Origin of the sequence: Lactobacillus sp. ESL0677, from assembly GCF_029392875.1 — a bacterium.
Taxonomy (GTDB): domain Bacteria; phylum Bacillota; class Bacilli; order Lactobacillales; family Lactobacillaceae; genus Lactobacillus.
This window is the reverse complement of sequence record NZ_CP113946.1, coordinates 157,863-173,409: the sequence shown is the minus strand read 5'-3', so window position 1 is coordinate 173,409 and position 15,547 is coordinate 157,863. Positions and strand designations below refer to the sequence as shown.

At 38.4% G+C, this 15,547-nt stretch carries 19 protein-coding genes, 1 pseudogene and 1 riboswitch; of the genes and pseudogenes, 10 read left to right on the top strand and 10 right to left on the bottom strand.

The genetic code is table 11. The features are described 5' to 3' along the window. Positions 1 to 61 precede the first annotated feature (61 nt). Both OZX76_RS00915 and OZX76_RS00910 read left to right on the top strand, forming a co-directional pair. On the top strand, positions 62 to 505 hold the full coding sequence (locus OZX76_RS00915) for a LytTR family DNA-binding domain-containing protein (RefSeq protein WP_277180164.1): 444 nt from the start codon (positions 62 to 64) through the stop codon (positions 503 to 505). Then, positions 502 to 963 (top strand): DUF3021 domain-containing protein, encoded by a 462-nt coding sequence (locus OZX76_RS00910; RefSeq protein ID WP_277180162.1) that lies wholly within the window; start codon positions 502 to 504, stop codon positions 961 to 963. Before OZX76_RS00915 ends, OZX76_RS00910 begins: the two co-directional genes overlap by 4 nt. Positions 964 to 1,058: 95 nt before the next feature. Here OZX76_RS00910 and OZX76_RS00905 read toward each other — a convergent pair whose 3' ends face one another. Continuing rightward, a complete protein-coding gene (locus OZX76_RS00905; protein ID WP_277180160.1) occupies positions 1,059 to 1,307 on the bottom strand; it encodes a hypothetical protein in 249 nt (82 codons plus the stop codon). 58 nt (positions 1,308 to 1,365) lie between these two features. Further along, entirely contained in the window at positions 1,366 to 1,569 is a 204-nt protein-coding gene (locus OZX76_RS00900; protein ID WP_277180158.1) for a helix-turn-helix transcriptional regulator, read from the bottom strand. A 163-nt stretch (positions 1,570 to 1,732) separates the two neighbouring features. Here OZX76_RS00900 and OZX76_RS00895 point away from each other — a divergent pair, with 163 nt between their 5' ends. The 4 genes and pseudogenes from OZX76_RS00895 (at position 1,733) to OZX76_RS00880 (ending at position 4,565) form a co-directional block, all read left to right on the top strand. Continuing rightward, positions 1,733 to 2,359, top strand: a complete 627-nt coding sequence (locus tag OZX76_RS00895; RefSeq protein WP_277180156.1) for a linear amide C-N hydrolase — start codon at positions 1,733 to 1,735, stop codon at positions 2,357 to 2,359. Positions 2,360 to 2,388: 29 nt separating this feature from the next. After that, positions 2,389 to 2,739: pseudogene (locus tag OZX76_RS00890) on the top strand (linear amide C-N hydrolase); the annotation flags it as partial. Between the two features lie 172 nt (positions 2,740 to 2,911). Beyond that, positions 2,912 to 3,787, top strand: coding sequence for a DUF4097 family beta strand repeat-containing protein (locus tag OZX76_RS00885; protein ID WP_277180154.1), 876 nt, complete (start codon positions 2,912 to 2,914; stop codon positions 3,785 to 3,787). A gap of 454 nt (positions 3,788 to 4,241) precedes the next feature. Beyond that, positions 4,242 to 4,565: a hypothetical protein gene (locus OZX76_RS00880; RefSeq protein ID WP_277180152.1), complete on the top strand. Its 324-nt coding sequence runs from the start codon at positions 4,242 to 4,244 to the stop codon at positions 4,563 to 4,565. 110 nt (positions 4,566 to 4,675) lie between these two features. On the opposite strand, the gene efp is transcribed toward OZX76_RS00880, so the two are convergent. Beyond that, positions 4,676 to 5,248: an elongation factor P gene (gene efp / locus OZX76_RS00875; RefSeq protein ID WP_277143773.1), complete on the bottom strand. Its 573-nt coding sequence runs from the start codon at positions 5,246 to 5,248 to the stop codon at positions 4,676 to 4,678. A gap of 120 nt (positions 5,249 to 5,368) precedes the next feature. After that, positions 5,369 to 6,283: a type I pantothenate kinase gene (coaA, locus tag OZX76_RS00870; protein ID WP_277180150.1), complete on the bottom strand. Its 915-nt coding sequence runs from the start codon at positions 6,281 to 6,283 to the stop codon at positions 5,369 to 5,371. A 95-nt stretch (positions 6,284 to 6,378) separates the two neighbouring features. On the opposite strand from coaA, the gene OZX76_RS00865 reads away from it, so the two are divergent. Then, the gene (locus OZX76_RS00865; RefSeq protein ID WP_277180148.1) at positions 6,379 to 6,939 is read left to right on the top strand and encodes an SGNH/GDSL hydrolase family protein; all 561 of its coding nucleotides are present in this window, start codon (positions 6,379 to 6,381) and stop codon (positions 6,937 to 6,939) included. A 40-nt stretch (positions 6,940 to 6,979) separates the two neighbouring features. Here OZX76_RS00865 and OZX76_RS00860 read toward each other — a convergent pair whose 3' ends face one another. Together OZX76_RS00860 and helD are read right to left on the bottom strand one after the other, a co-directional pair. Then, on the bottom strand, positions 6,980 to 7,426 hold the full coding sequence (locus OZX76_RS00860) for a GNAT family N-acetyltransferase (RefSeq protein WP_277180146.1): 447 nt from the start codon (positions 7,424 to 7,426) through the stop codon (positions 6,980 to 6,982). A 14-nt stretch (positions 7,427 to 7,440) separates the two neighbouring features. Further along, complete coding sequence (helD, locus tag OZX76_RS00855; protein ID WP_277180144.1) at positions 7,441 to 9,735, bottom strand: RNA polymerase recycling motor HelD; 2,295 nt, start codon at positions 9,733 to 9,735, stop codon at positions 7,441 to 7,443. Positions 9,736 to 9,886: 151 nt separating this feature from the next. Between helD and OZX76_RS00850 the strand changes: the two genes are divergently transcribed. From OZX76_RS00850 to thiW, 3 genes are all read left to right on the top strand, one after another. After that, entirely contained in the window at positions 9,887 to 10,498 is a 612-nt protein-coding gene (locus OZX76_RS00850) for a matrixin family metalloprotease (protein ID WP_277180142.1), read from the top strand. Between the two features lie 23 nt (positions 10,499 to 10,521). Further along, the gene (locus tag OZX76_RS00845; RefSeq protein WP_277180140.1) at positions 10,522 to 11,166 is read left to right on the top strand and encodes a histidine phosphatase family protein; all 645 of its coding nucleotides are present in this window, start codon (positions 10,522 to 10,524) and stop codon (positions 11,164 to 11,166) included. 55 nt (positions 11,167 to 11,221) lie between these two features. Then, positions 11,222 to 11,311: riboswitch (TPP riboswitch) on the top strand. Between the two features lie 55 nt (positions 11,312 to 11,366). Next, positions 11,367 to 11,879 (top strand): energy coupling factor transporter S component ThiW, encoded by a 513-nt coding sequence (gene thiW / locus OZX76_RS00840; protein ID WP_277180138.1) that lies wholly within the window; start codon positions 11,367 to 11,369, stop codon positions 11,877 to 11,879. 82 nt (positions 11,880 to 11,961) lie between these two features. Here thiW and OZX76_RS00835 read toward each other — a convergent pair whose 3' ends face one another. The 4 genes from OZX76_RS00835 to OZX76_RS00820 all read right to left on the bottom strand — a co-directional run bounded on the left by OZX76_RS00835 (position 11,962) and on the right by OZX76_RS00820 (position 15,539). Continuing rightward, positions 11,962 to 12,912, bottom strand: a complete 951-nt coding sequence (locus OZX76_RS00835) for a sugar-binding transcriptional regulator (protein ID WP_277180136.1) — start codon at positions 12,910 to 12,912, stop codon at positions 11,962 to 11,964. Between the two features lie 175 nt (positions 12,913 to 13,087). After that, complete coding sequence (locus tag OZX76_RS00830; protein ID WP_277181456.1) at positions 13,088 to 13,792, bottom strand: ABC transporter ATP-binding protein; 705 nt, start codon at positions 13,790 to 13,792, stop codon at positions 13,088 to 13,090. A gap of 5 nt (positions 13,793 to 13,797) precedes the next feature. Then, a complete protein-coding gene (locus OZX76_RS00825; RefSeq protein ID WP_277181455.1) occupies positions 13,798 to 14,577 on the bottom strand; it encodes an ABC transporter ATP-binding protein in 780 nt (259 codons plus the stop codon). Further along, complete coding sequence (locus OZX76_RS00820) at positions 14,577 to 15,539, bottom strand: branched-chain amino acid ABC transporter permease (RefSeq protein ID WP_277180134.1); 963 nt, start codon at positions 15,537 to 15,539, stop codon at positions 14,577 to 14,579. Before OZX76_RS00820 ends, OZX76_RS00825 begins: the two co-directional genes overlap by 1 nt. Positions 15,540 to 15,547 lie beyond the last annotated feature (8 nt).

Genomic DNA, 15,547 nt, shown 5'->3' with positions numbered 1-15,547 from the left:
TGATAGCAATTTTAGTCGAAAACGAATATATTTAAAATATTAACAGAAAGGAAGTAATGCCATGCTTGTAAAATTTAACCTAAATCCTAAATTTCAACCAACTTGGATTGCGATCAATACGACTAAGAAAACCGCAAAATCGGAGAGAATGGCTGATGCAATTGCCCACCTTGTCAACGATTGGCAAATTCAAGGATTTGCTGCGGGCAAAATCAAAATGATTTCACTTTATGAAATTACCCGCTTTTACACTCAAAATAAGCACGTTGTCTGTGAAGTTGGCCAGCAGGTTTATCGGATTAAATCCAGAATATATGAACTTAATGAAAAATTGCCACCCGACACTTTTATCCAAATTTCTAGCTCCGAAATTGTCAGCCTCGCAAGCATTGATAGTTTAGCCTTAACTAAAACTGGAAGCTACCAAGTTAATCTGACTAATGGCGAAACCACCTTTACTTCCAGAAGGTACATGCAAAAATTAAGAAAGGAATTTTTAAAATGAAGTTATTTAAAAAGATTTTACGTTATGGTTGTTCAGGAATACTACCAGGAATTGCCATCGGCTTCCTTGTGGCTCTCTCATTTAATCTCGCATACCAAACTACCGATTTCATCCCGTCAAGTACGACTTTTATCAACCATTTTCATTCCGTTACTCTTGCCACGTTAATTTCCGCAATTCTCTGGGCACTGATGGGCTTTCTAGGTGGCGCAGCGTCTCTGGTCTTCATGCAGGAAAAGTGGAACATTACTAAGCAAACAATCATTCATTTCATCGTAATGTTTTGCTTATTCACACCTTTAGCCATTTTAGCAGGCTGGTTCCCATTAAACTTCCTGTGGCTGAGCTTTTATACTATTACTTTTATCATTGTTTATGCGATTATCTGGTATACATCAATGCTCAAAGCTAAAAAACAAGTTGCTAAATTAAATGAAGTAATTAAAGAGAATAAGTAGTCACCGCCCTTAGGACTTTACCACAAGTTCTATATGATTATATCTTAATGATAATTATTAAGACAAGAAAAAATTAATTAATCAGTAATTTTTATTTATAATTGATTATCGTACATTAGCAGTAAAACTAATTTCAATACGTAAATTACGAAGGGCAATGCAACGCAATAGCCTACTAGTATTCTTCTAAGCTGCTGAACATCAAGCGGAATATTTAAGATAACGAAAACCATTGCAATGGAAACTACCAATACCAAATTCAAAGTCAGACTGTTAGCCTTAGACACAATTAACTGCCAGCGCTCATCATTTTTACGTTTTTTAGTAATACATGTAAAGTACACCAAAAGCCAACACCAATTAAAGAAAAAACTCCCCATAAAATATCTTTAAGCATAATATTCATTTTTGTTCCTCCTGATAAAAAACATCAGTAATTGATAATTCAAAAGCATTCGCCAATTTAAACGCTAATTCTAATGAGGGCATGTATTTATAGCGTTCAATCGAAATCACCGCTTGCCGTGAAATACCAACTTTATCTGCCAGTTCTGCTTGGGTCCAATTCTTTTGTGCTCGTAACATTTTAAGATTATTTTTAATCAAAGTAATCTCTCCTTTACAAAATGTAACTAGTTGATTACATTAATAATATAATCATTCAACAATAAATGTCAATAAGCTATTATTTTACAACCACTGCTTGAATTGTCCCCCTAAAGCTTATATAATCTTGGAAATACATCAATTAATTTACGGAGGAAAATCAATGATTGGTTGCAGCAGTTTTACATTAGAAACGAAAGACAAAAAGCACTTTTTGTCACGAACAATGGACTTTATGATGGAAATGGCCGAACAAGTAGTTTACACGCCAATTAACAAAACCTTTGCCGTAGCGTACAGTGCCAAGCAAGAAATTACCAGTAAACGTGCTTTTATTGGCTTAGGTGTAATTCAAGATTTTGACAATGCACCAGTGACTTTTGATGGTGTTAACGATCAAGGCGTGATGGGTGCTACTCTGTACTTCCCCGGTTATGCCAGCTACCATGAACAAGCAGCAGCCAATACCTGGGCAGTATCACCTGATAAAGTCGTTTCAGTGATTTTATCGCAGGCCAGCAGCTTAGCTGATATTGAGCAATTATTCAAAACGCAGATCACAATTGTCAATGATGCTAGTCCTAGTTTGAAGGCAGTTTCGCCATTGCACTTCATCTTTTCAGACACAACTGGTGCAAGCCTGATTATTGAACCCGAAGAAGATGGTGTTCATATCATTAAAGACTCAATTGGTGTTATGACCAACAGCCCTGATTATCATTGGCACGAAACTAATTTACGTAATTACCTGTCTGTAACGCCCATCAACATGACGACGTTAACTTTTTAGGTAAAACCTTAAAGCCATTCAGCCAAGGTTCTGGAACTTTTGGTTTGCCCGGTGACTACACCCCAGTTTCTCGCTTTGTCAGAACTGCCTTTATGAAAAATAATGTGGAGCAGCCAGCCGATGAACTCGCAGCGGTTAGCCTTGCTCATCACATGTTAGAACCCGTTAGCATCCCGCGCGGCATTGTCGTTACACCTAACAAGACTTTTGACTATACCTGTTACAGTGCCTACATTTGTGCTGAATCCAGAAGTTACTATTACTCAACTTATAACAACCAACGGATTAGATGCGTGCGCTTAACACCAGAATTGCTCAAGGAAACTGACTATAAGGAATTCAAGGTCAATCCTAAAGAAGATATTGAATATCAAAATTAATAGCAAAAAACTGCAGTTATTGAAACTACAGTTTTTTGTTGTCAATTAATCATATTAAAATTCAATTTATCATTAATATAATTTTGGTTATTTTCATCGGTGTAATAGTGATATAATATACTATATAAATCTATACGTATTATCAAAAACTACAAATGGAGATTTTAAACACATGAAAAAGCCAAAAATTACTTTTGTATTATTACTAGCCTGCTTTATGCTAACCGAAACTGGTTGTTCTATTAATAATCATCAAAGCATCAGTACTAAAGAAGCTAAACAAACAAGTTTATTAAACACAAAGCGCTCACAGCATATACCAAGTTTCAACAATATTAATATGGATATTACCAATGCCAAAGTAACAGTTGAGGAAGGTAAAAATTTTGCCGTAACTTATTACAGTAGAAAAAATGATAAGCCAACTGTTACTGTTAACAGGAACTGCCTATGGATTTCTCAGAAACCCCAACAAAGAAAATCCTATTATTTAAGAGCTATACTAAAAATTACCGTTCCAGCTAAGACAAAGCTAGAGCAGTTCAAATTCAAAGGCACTTGTACATCTTTAAATCTAAACAAATTATATATCAAGCAATCAAATATAGTCTCTAATGATAATAACAATGATGGTCACGGAGATAATACGTTAATTAAAAATTCAACAATTTTACAAGGAAAATTATATGACAATGTAGGTGTCTTAACTGTAAAAAACAGTAATTTACATTCTTTAAAAATTAACAATTCAATTGATGACGTTGATTTTAAAAATGTACTTCTAGATAATAGTGAACTTACTTGCGCTTGTGGAGATATTTCAATAGTGAATGCTAAAATTACACATGGTTATAAAGTAATTGCAGAAACAGGTGACATCTCAATTAAAAATGCTAAAACATCAGGTTTTTATTCCAAATCAGGTGATGAAAATCAATTGTTTGACCAAGAAAATGATAGTGATGATGGTAGTGTACTGAAAAAAGGTCCTCAGAAAGGTAATGTTTTAAAAGTTTACAGTAATTATGGTACTAATGAAATTAGCTAAATTATTATGAAAAAGCAGCCCAAGAAAATCTCAGGCTGCTTTCAGCGCGACGGGTCCATAAATAGATCGCCTTTTCCTGCAACTTACTTAAATAATTTCAGCAGTTTATCCAAAATGTCATTAATAACATTAAGAATACTTTCTGTCTTAGCAAAAAGTAAGTACAGTAGAATAAGTAATATATTTCGTCATGTACGAAGTAGAGTGTGCATACAAGTTTGACCACTTGTAAGGTACTGGGAGCAGCCTTAATTGACTGCTTTTTTTGTTTCTTTTTAAAAAGTCTTTAAGGTCACGACTAAATAAAAAAGAAATATTATAAATAATTGCTAAGAAGTATCTATCGTATAAGTCAGTTGTCAATTATTAATTTTTAGATATACCACAAAAGTGCTAAACTGTAGTTAAATAACTAAATATTTATTTAAAACTATTAATTAGAAGGAATAGGGTCATGAATAAATTTTACAAAAAGTTACTAGCAGCAATTACTACCTTTTTAACCATCTTTGCACTAAGTAGCGGCGTAGTTAACGCTGGCAATTCTACTCAAGTAAACCAATCTAACAGTGTAACGATTGTTAAAGCAGCCAGCCACCGTACAGCTAAACGAAGCAATCGCAAAACTTATACTGTTTATATTGCTACTATGCATGGCAAAAAATATCATTCTTCACGTAATTGCCGTACTTTGAAAAGGTCTCGCGGACATATTAAAAAGATTTCTCTTAGTCGTGCGAAAAAATTAGGCTACACACCGTGCAAAGTTTGTTATTAAATTTATAACGAAAAAAGCGATAACTCAAAAAGTTATCGTTTTTTGTATATTTAATTCAAAAAAGTAAAAAGCTACGGTCAACTTAACCATAGCTCAATAACTTAATTATTTTACTTGCCGCCTTCGGCTCTTGACTTGTAAATCCCACCATCAGTGTTAATTACTAAGTCCTCGCCTTCGGTGATAAAATCAGGCACTTGAACAACCAAGCCCGTTTCCATTGTAGCTGGTTTACCCGAGCCAGTAACAGTTGCGCCTTTAATTCCCGGCTCAGTCTGCGTAACCTTCATAACAACTGTTGATGGCAATTCTACACCCAACAGCTTACTGCCATTGGCGAACTCTAGCTGAACCTCAATATTAGGAATTAAGTAAAGCTTGTCATCACCCAATTGGTCGCTAGAAACTTCGTATTGCTCGTAAGTTTCAGTATCCATAAAGGTATAAATATCACCTTCATTATACAAATATTGGGCATTTTTCTTCGTAATATCAACTAGGTCAACCTTTTCTGTTGGTCGCATTGTCTTATGGACCACTGCACCACTTTCGACATTACGCAAGTCCATTTGCATAACTGTGTTGCCCTTGCCGGGCTTGTGGTGGTTAGCCTTCAATACGCGAATCAGTTTGCCATCTTGACTAAAAACCATACCTTTTTTCAAATTAATTGCTTGTACCATGTTTATACTCCCTTAAATTTCTAAAATACTTAATGCCTAAATTCAAAGTCATTCACGCTGGAGGCAAAGCGAATTTTTCAATTAATTGTAAATAAATCTTCATATTCTTAGTATAGCAAATTAAAAGTGTCTGAGGTAGATTTGATCGATTAAATGTCCAGTAGTTTTATGCAAAATCAAGCTTGCTCGCTGCTTAGTTGGGGCGATATATTCACGTAAATTGACCAAATTTACCATTTGCCAAGTTTCTTGAGCTAATTGCAAGGCCGATTCACGAGGGCCGTTAGCCATTTCATAATAAAAGTTATTAGGGTTATTTTTATTTAGCTCCAGCACCCTGACAAAGCGCTGCATGAACCACTTTTCAATTAGTTCTTCTGCAGCATCGATATAAATTGAAAAATCAAAAAAATCACTGGTTACAATCTGGCCATTGGTTGGCAATTGCAACGTGTTAATCCCCTCAATAATCAAAATATCCGGCTTTTTAACATGACCATATTGGCCCGGCACAATGTCACTTAATTCCTGTGAGTAGAGTGGATAAACAATATCGTCTTTACCAGCTAGAACGTCCTGCAAAAAGTTAGTTAACAGACTCATGTTGTAGCTTTCGGGGAAGCCCTTACGATCAAAAATATTCCGCCGCTTTAGTTCCTGATTAGAATAAATAAAGCCGTCGGTCGTCATCAAGTGCACCCGCAACTCGGGATAAGTTCGACTTAAGAGCACCTGCAATAACCGTGCCGTCGTTGATTTACCAACGGCTACTGATCCCGAAATCCCAATAATAAATGGAGCTGCTGTTACTTTTTGGTGTAAAAATTCACACTGCCGATCCTGCAGTGCCCGCTTTTCTTGATAAACTAAATACAAATATTTCGTTAAACTGCCATAGATTTCACGCACATCTGTTAAATTAACAACGTCGCCCAACGATTTGATTTTTGCCAGCTCATCCTGGCTAATTTTGACCTGATTACCCGCGGAAAACGACGCCCACTGATCCCGATTAAACTGCAAATAATTTTTCATTTAATTGTCCTTCAATTCGTTTTCTTCTATTATAAAGTAAATAAATATTAACACCAAAATATTTTGGCTTTAATCAAAATGAAAAGAGAAACTATATGAAAAATATCATTTTATTCGGTGATTCCTTATTCAATGGCTACCGCAATGGTCGCGACACTAACTTAATTACTACTGGCTTACAAAAAGCTCTTGGTAGCAACTTCCACGTAACTAATTTTTCCCAGAGTGGAGCAACGACTGCCGATGGCTTAATGCGACTGCCGCTAATTGACGACGATGCCGACCTAGTTGTCTTGGAATTTGGCACTAATGATGCGGCGTCGGATTGGGGTCTATCAAGCAGGCTTTACGAGCACAATTTACAAAAACTGATTACGGCAATTGGTGCCGGTCGCTGCTTGCTCGTCGGACCTTCTTATCCTAACCCTGATAACAAGAACATCATGCAATATTACACTTCAACTAGCCTAGCCTGCTACAACGAGATTGCACAAAAACTGGCACTGCAGCACAACATCCCGTTTATTGATTTAATTGCTAACTTACGCAACTTACCCCAGCTTGCTTCCTATTATCAAACTGATGGGCAACACTTTTCTGACTTAGGTAACGAGGTTCTAATCAATCTGGTAGCTAACGCAATTAAAGAAAAATAAACAAATAAAAACTCACGTCAATCCACGTGAGTTTTTTCTATTATAATTCGTAAGACATCATTACGTGCTTAATGCCAGCCTCAGTAAAGGGCTCGCCCACCACTTGATAACCCAAATAATCATAAAATGGCTTAGCTTGCCACTGGGCATGACAATATAAGCGATCTACGCCATGCTGCTTTAAGTATTTATGTACTTGCGTCATCATTTTACTACCCAGCTTTTGACCGCGTGCTGCCTTAGCAACGGCAACTCGGCCCAACATCCACTTACCATCTTCTAGAAAAATCCGGCAGACAGCTAATGCCATCGTCTTATCCTTATTTAATAAGTAGACTTGGACAGCCGTTAAGTCTTCATCGTCTAATTCTGGTACCGTAATCTCTTGTTCTGTTACGAAAGTATTAATCCGTAAGCGGGCAATACAAAACATTTCGCGCCCCGACATGTCATCAATTCTTTTAAAAGTAAATTTTTCCTTTTCCACGAGCAATCTGCCTCCTATTTTTCTTCATATGTTTGCGGGTTAACCGCTAATAGCGGACTCTTTTCCCCTGTATAAATCAAATCGAGCTTGTACATTGCGCGTGAAGTAATCGTGTAGACCAGTTGAATTTCATCTGCCTGATTGTAACTCGCCTTAGAGGCATCCCACATGACAACGGCATCAAATTCCAGTCCTTTAGCCAAGTATGACGGAATAACCAGCGTGCCATCAACCAACCGCTGGTTAGCAGTCGCAATCAGTGTTGCCTTGACGCCATCTTCTTTCAACTTTTGACTGACAAACTTGGCACTTGCCAAATCCTTAGTGATAACTGCTGTTGTCATTTTGCCAGTCGTATTAGTTTCCAGAACTTGCTCTAAAATCACAATCGCTTCACCATCATCTTTGCGACCCCACAATGCCGGCTTTGGTCCCTGGCGGTTGAACGATTCAATCTTTTCGCCTTGCCGTAAAATCTGCTTGGTAAAGTCGGTTAATTGTTTAGTTGACCGGTATGACTTGGTTAATTGCACCACCGCCGTCTTTTCTGGGTCAAACAAGCCACTAATCTGCTTTAACAGACTGCGACTTTCATCTTTAGTAAAAATCGCCTGGTTCAAATCGCCGAGCATCGTGAATTTTGCCCGCGGGAAATTATACTTCAAATAACACAGTTGAAACGGCGTATAATCCTGAATTTCATCAATAAAGGTGTAACGCATCTCATAATTAACGTGGCGACCGGTAATTAAATCATACAAATACAAGTATGCCGAAACATCATTCATGTGAATGTAATGCTTCATAAAGCTGGCCTTCACATCTTCAACGTGCTTCGCCCAATCAGTAGCACTAATTTGCCACTTATTAAGGTCGGTCATTTTGGGTACCGCGCGCAAAAAACTCAGGTATTGCGCGCGCATATTAATGAAATTATTATGCCGAATTTGCTGGTAAACCTTACCCAAGGCCTTAATTACAATCTTGCGGCCCAAGAATTTTTCTTCTTTTTCTTCGGAATCAAATTCTTGGTCTGGGCGATCATAAAGAGCATTCAATTGCTCCTTACTCAGACTTTCAATTGTTTCGGACACCCAAGCCTTTTTAGTTTCCGTATTAATCTTGCGGTTAAGTGTCTTAATCAGTTCTTCACGCGTTGCGTCAATTCGATTACTTAAATTATAGTTAGAATTGTATGAATAGTAAATCTCATTTATTTTATCTTTAGCAAAAAATGGCCGCTTCTTGTTCCGGAAAAAGATGTCCTTAAAGACAACGCCGCGCTTATTCAAATGCTTGGCATAACGCGTTACCAGTTTAAAGAAAGCTGTCGAATCCTTAAACTTGCCGATTGCCGTATCTGCATTTTGATCCTCAAATTGATCAAATAGGTTTTCCACGTTCATTCCCGGCAATCGCCGAGCCACAAACTGCCAATAAGTCATTTGGACCATATTTTGTTCACCCATTTCTGGAAGGACATTTTTAATATAGTCATTAAATAATTGGTTGGGACTAAACATAATTACATCGCTACTGGTCAAATTACCACGATAGCGATAAAGCAAGTACGCAATCCGCTGTAAAATTGCGGAAGTCTTGCCTGACCCAGCAGCTCCTTGAACAAACAACAAATCAGCACTGGTATTTCTAATAATTTTATTTTGCTCACGCTGAATCGTCGTCACAATTGACTTCATTTGCGTGCTGGACTTTTCTCCCAGCACCTCTAAGAGCATCTGATCGCCGATTGACTCATCGGTATCAAACATGTTTACAATCTGGCCATCTTCAATCATAAACTGGCGCTTTTTTGTCATATCAACGGTAATTTCACCATCTGGTGACAGATACGAAACTTGCCCCAGCTTGCCATCATAATAAATGGAAGAAATCGGCGCCCGCCAATCATAAATTAAAAAGTGATTGTCCTTATCCGCAAATGAGCCTAAGCCAATATAAATTGTCTCTGGCTTTTCACTGCCTTCTTTAAAATCTACTCGGGCAAAGTAAGGCTTTTTTTCCAGTCGTTGAACAGTACCGAGCTGCTTAGCGGAGTGTTGCCAAGCATTCTCACGTTCATCAAGCAGTTGCTGCTGCTGGTGAATAGAAAGGGCCGTTTCCATTGAGGTCGAATAACCATCATAATCTAACCGAACATCATCAAAGAAATGCGAGTTTAAGTTACGCGCTTCACCTTCAGCCGACTTAATCGCCGCAGTTAATTCTGCCCGCCGCTCTTTAATCATCTTCAAGATGACATCGAGATGCTTCTGTTCAAACTGTTTTTCATCCATCGCTTTTACCATAAAGTCACCTATTCCTCAAAACTTGCATACTATTTTAACACGAAATGAACTTAATATATAATTCTTGGGGCTCATTTACTAAGATTATTAAAAAGTAGTGAAAAATGATGAATTTACTTCTATAATCATCTGTATTGGGGATGGTTTTATCATGGAAAAGTTTTTACATTTTTTATGTAAATTATCTTGTGCATTAGTGATTGTTATTTCCCTAGGCAGCCTTTATGTATCGGCTATTAGTCCCGCTAATACGCCAAGTCAAGTGGTGTTAGCTAAACATCCAGCTCAAAAAACCGCCAAAAATTCGGGCAAAAACTGTCATTGGCCAAAAAGGACTGCTAAAGTATACATTAACTTAGGCAATAATCCCGAATTAACGCAGGCTGCTCAAGATGCCATTAGTGCTTGGAACGATACTGGTAGTTTCACTTTTACCAAAACTAATAAAAAGAAACAGGCACAAATTATAATTGGGCCATCGTTTGACCCAGACACTAAAGCCACCGGCCTAACAGGTATCACCTACAATCCCAAGACTAAGCAGCTTTACAAGGCAAAAATAAAATTAAATGTTTATTATCTATTAAATCCTTTGTATGATTATACTTATCAGCGGATTATCAACACTGTCGAACATGAGTTAGGCCACGCGATTGGTCTTAACCACAACAAGGGCAAGTCCGTCATGTATCCTGCTGGCTCCATTTACCCGATTGAGCCGCAAGACGTCGCTAAAGTTAAGCAAATTTATCATCATAGGTAATTAAATTGAAGGAGTAAAAAGCAATGAAGCGAATTTATATCGTCCGTCACGGACAAACTTATATTAACCGTTACAACAAGATGCAGGGCTGGTGTGATACCCCTTTAACTGAAGACGGAATTGCTGGTGCTGATAAGGCAGGTGAAGCACTTAAAAATGTACCGTTTGACATCGCCTTATCCAGTGATTTGAAACGAGCAAGCGACACTTGCGACATTATCATCAAGCACAATGTTAACCGTGACGAAATCCAGCATCTTGCAACGCCACTGTTCCGCGAACACTTTTATGGTTACTTCGAAGGGATGGACAGTGACATGGCTTGGCAAATGATTGGTGGGCCTCACGGTTACAAGAACCACTATGACTTATTCAAGAATGAATCAATTGATACAGCAACCGATTGGATTAAGGAAGCCGATCCATTTCACGATGCCGAAAACGCTAAAGAATATTGGCACCGCGTTGATCAAGGCTTCGACTTAATCAGCCAACTTGATGGTGCCGAAAATATTCTACTAGTAACACATGGCTTTACCATTCGCAGTATCGCCGACCGTTTTGGCGATTTTGACGTTAGTGAGGGCCCGCGTAACGCGTCAATTACTATCATGACCATGGGTGACAAGCAAAGAAAAGTTACCTCATATAATAAAATGAAGTTATAATTTACCGCTTTCTTTTATATTGCTGAAAGCGTATAATCAAGATTAATATTTATTAATAAAGTCTATGGGGTGCTTTTAAGCTGAGATTAAACCCATAAACCTGATCTGGACAATACCAGCGCAAGGGATAGGCTACTTAGGCTAAATCCCGTTCGCTGTGGTGCGAATGGGATTTTTTGTATGGCTAGTTGGGAGTTAAAATGACTAACAAAGGGAAACAAACGGAAAAACTTACTATTTTAGCAATAATGATTGCACTGGATGTAGTATTGTCCCCAATCTTTCGCGTGGAAGGGATGGCGCCGATGTCTAGCGTAATTAACGTGATTGGTGCCACAATGCTGGGTCCTATTTATGTAACCATTATGGCCACTTTGTGCGGGATTATCAGAATGTTAATCATGGGTATTCCACCGCTGGCACTAACTGGTGCTATCTTCGGTGCAATATTAGCCGGGATTTTTTACAAAATAACCGACAAAGTCTGGGCAGCCTGCCTCGGCGAAATTATCGGCACTGGAATTATCGGGTCGCTACTTTCTTATCCAGTGATGGTCTTGTTTACCGGCAGCACTAACAATCTCTACTGGTTTGTTTACACGCCGCGCTTTATCGGCGCTGCCATTATCGGTTCAGTTGTTGCCAGCATTGTTTTATTAAAATTAATCAAGGTAAAGCAATTTCAAAAAATTCAGCAATTATTTTTTAGATAAATTAAAACGCCAGCTCTTTAACAAAACTGGCGTTTTTTTGGCCATAAAAATAAGTTGCCGTTTAGCTATTTAACACCTGTCATCATTGATAAGTAAGTAAGTCCTGACCAATTGCCTGGTCTAAAATTAGCTCGTTAGGATAGCCTGCCTTAATTGCGGCATAAACAACTGGCGTTTTTAAAATTCCACTAGCAACTAAAATCGAGTGATCCTTAGATTTCAAGTCATTTAATTCTATGCCGACAGTCCGTTCATCAAGCGCGCGACTAACTATAGCGCCATTAGAATCAATAAAGTGCGAGATAACTTCGCCCACTGCCTTTTCTTGCAACTTCTCTTTCTGTGATTTATTAAAATACCCTAATTGAAACAACAATAAGTCCTTACGCACCGTGCCAACACTATAAACGGCGATATTAGCAGCGCGGCCTAGCTGCAGTGCCTGATTAATAAAGCGATCTTTTTCCACGATTTCCTTAGTAGTTTTATTATCAAAAAACGGCGGCAGTGGTAAAAAGTGAGCAGTTGCACCAAGAGCAGTAGCAAACTCAGACACACTCTCATCTGCGTACGTCTCCTCGTTATTGATATTTATGCCGCCTTGGAGTTGGACAACCTGCACGTCAGAAACAGCTTGCTGTTCCAAGCTACTTGTTACCATATGAATTGTCTTTCCCCAGTCCAAGCAAACAATATCGTGTGGTTTAATTAGCTGTTGTAAATATTGCGCAGTATATACCCCAACACCCTTGAGTGCTGTTAATTCACCATCAAAATTACTAGGAACAACTGAAATTTTACAATTAAATTTTTTCGATAATTGTTCACTTAAACTGTTACTATTAATTAATGGATTAGAAATTTTAATCTCGACAATTCCTGTTTCACGGGCTAATTTCAATAGTCGTGAAACTGTCGGTCTTGAAAGCCCAACCTGGTGTGCGATCTCGGATTGGCCTAAATCTTCTTCATAATAAAGTCTGGCAATGGCCGCACTCTGTGCCAGTTTCTTTTTATTATATTTATCAGCCATATAATTCTCCATTATTATATTTGTTATCATTGTAGTTAATAAATTCAAGTTTATTCAGCTTGATAATTTTACCATAATCCCGCTTAAAATTAACAAATATATTAAAATATAGTGTTATATTACATATAAATAGGCATTCATCATTAAGATTGAATGCCTATTTTCATCTGCTAACTTAACCGCCAAAGTAAACTCGTTGAACATCAGGATTTGCCAATAATTCTGCTCCTGTACCAGATAATTGAACATTTCCAGTTGCCAGCACATATCCGCGATTGGCAATTGCCAATGCTTGTTTGGCATTTTGTTCAATTAATAAAATTGTCGTTCCTTTTTGGTTTAATTCCTTAATAATTGTAAAAATTTCTTGAATAAATAGTGGGGATAATCCCATTGACGGCTCATCTAGCAGCAGCAATTTTGGTCTTGCCATTAATGCTCGCCCCATTGCCAACATCTGCTGCTCACCACCGGAAAGGGTAGCCGCATCTTGATTTTTTCGCTTCTTTAAAATAGGGAAACGAGCAAACACCTCATCGTAACTTTGCTTGGTCTGCGACCTGTCACGGGCTAAAAAAGCACCCATTTGCAAGTTTTCCATGACTGTCATTCCCGCAAAAATATGTCGACCTTCGGCAACTTGCGAAATTCCAGCGGCCACAATCTGTGGTGCCTTCTGGTGTTCAATCGCCGCACCTTGGTAAATAATTTCACCCTCCTTGGGCCTTAATAGACCAGAAATTGTTTTAACAATGGTTGATTTACCAGCACCATTAGCACCAATTAAGGTTACAATTTCACCCTTCTCAATTTTAAAGCTGACACCCTTAACCGCCTGAATGACGCCATAATTAACCACTAAATTTTTCACTTCTAGCATTGCCATTACTCGTCGCCCTCTCCCAAGTAGGCTTCGATTACTTTCGGATTAGCCTTAATTTCTTCTGGTGTCCCAGTTGCCAAAATTTGCCCTTGATCCAAAACATAAATTCGCTGCGCCAAATTCATTACTAACGACATATCATGTTCAATTAGCAAAACCGTAATTTTAAATTCTGTTTGAATATACTTGATTAATTGGGTTAAATCCGCGGTTTCTTCCGGGTTCATCCCCGCAGCCGGCTCATCCAAAAACAAAATTTGTGGTCTCGTAGCTAATGCCCGCACAATTTCTAGCCGTCTTTGGGTTCCGTATGGCAAATTCTTAGCCAGCGTATTAGCATTTGTTGTTAAGTCAAAGATTGCCAGCAACTTCTCTGCTGCTATTCGCATCTCGCGCTCTGTTTGATAAAAACTGGGCAGTCGCAAAATAGCTGTCATGAAGCCTTCATGATACTTGTTAGTCATCGCCGTTAAGACATTGTCCATCACTGTTAAATCCTTAAACAAACGAATATTTTGAAAAGTTCGCGACAAACCCAAGTCCGCAATCTTCGTGGCACTTGTCTTAGTTAAATCATAGCTCTGTGAACTTTTATTCAGCGCGATTTTTCCACTAGTTACGGGAATCATCCCTGTTAAAAGATTAAACAGTGTCGTTTTGCCAGCACCATTCGGCCCAATCAAAGCCACTAATTCTTGGTTATCAAGATGCAATGAAACGTCGTTAACCGCCGTCAAGCCACCAAACTTGCGGACAACATGGTCTACTTGTAATAAGTGCATCATGATCTTGCCTCTTTCTTTTTCGTAAACCGAGCAAACAAGTTTTTAAAGGAAAATTCCCAGTTACCCAGCAACCCTGACGGTTTAAAAATCATAATTAAAATTAGAGCAATCGCATAAATAACCATTCTTAGTGAACCGAAATTCTGTAAGACTGTGTCTAAAACGCCCAGAACAGTCGCTGCTAAGAAGGTGCCTGTCATACTGCCAACACCACCCAAAACAACAATTACTAAAATCGAGATTGATTCCATAATGCCAAAGTCGCTTGGCGCAATAGTTTGTAAATAGGAAGCGTGCAAGCTGCCGGCAATTGCGGCGGTCACACCACCTAAGACAAAAGCAGCCAGCTTCCATTTAGTTGTATTAATCCCCATTGCAGAGGCCGCAATTTCATCCTCACGCACCGCTTTAATAGCTCGGCCATCACGTGAGCGAATAAAGTTCAGTAAAATAGCGGTCGTAATGCAGACCAAAACGTATACTGTCGGCCATGAACATAGCTGAGGAATATTAAACATCCCACTAGAGCCACCCGTGATTTTTAAATTATTAATGACGTTGCGAATAATCTCAGCAGCCCCTAATGTTGCAATCGCCAAGTAGTCGCCTTTTAGCCTAATAAACGTTGCTGTCCCAATAATTGCGGCTATAATCGCGGCTATAGCCATGCCAACAAATAAGGAAATAATGAAGCCCATTTTTGTACTCCAATATTGCGTAATAATTGCGGTAGCGTATGCGCCAATTGCCATAAAGCCTGCATGTCCTAATGAAAATTGCCCACTAAAACCAATAATCAGGTTCAGTCCTGTTGCCAAAATAATGTTAATGCCAATTGTAACCAACATGTTTTCAATAAAAGTATCAATTACGCCGCCTAAAATCAGGACATCAATTAGGGCAAAACCCAAGATCATCACAGCCAGCCACGATAAGATATATTTTAAATTAGCTTTCATACTGCCAC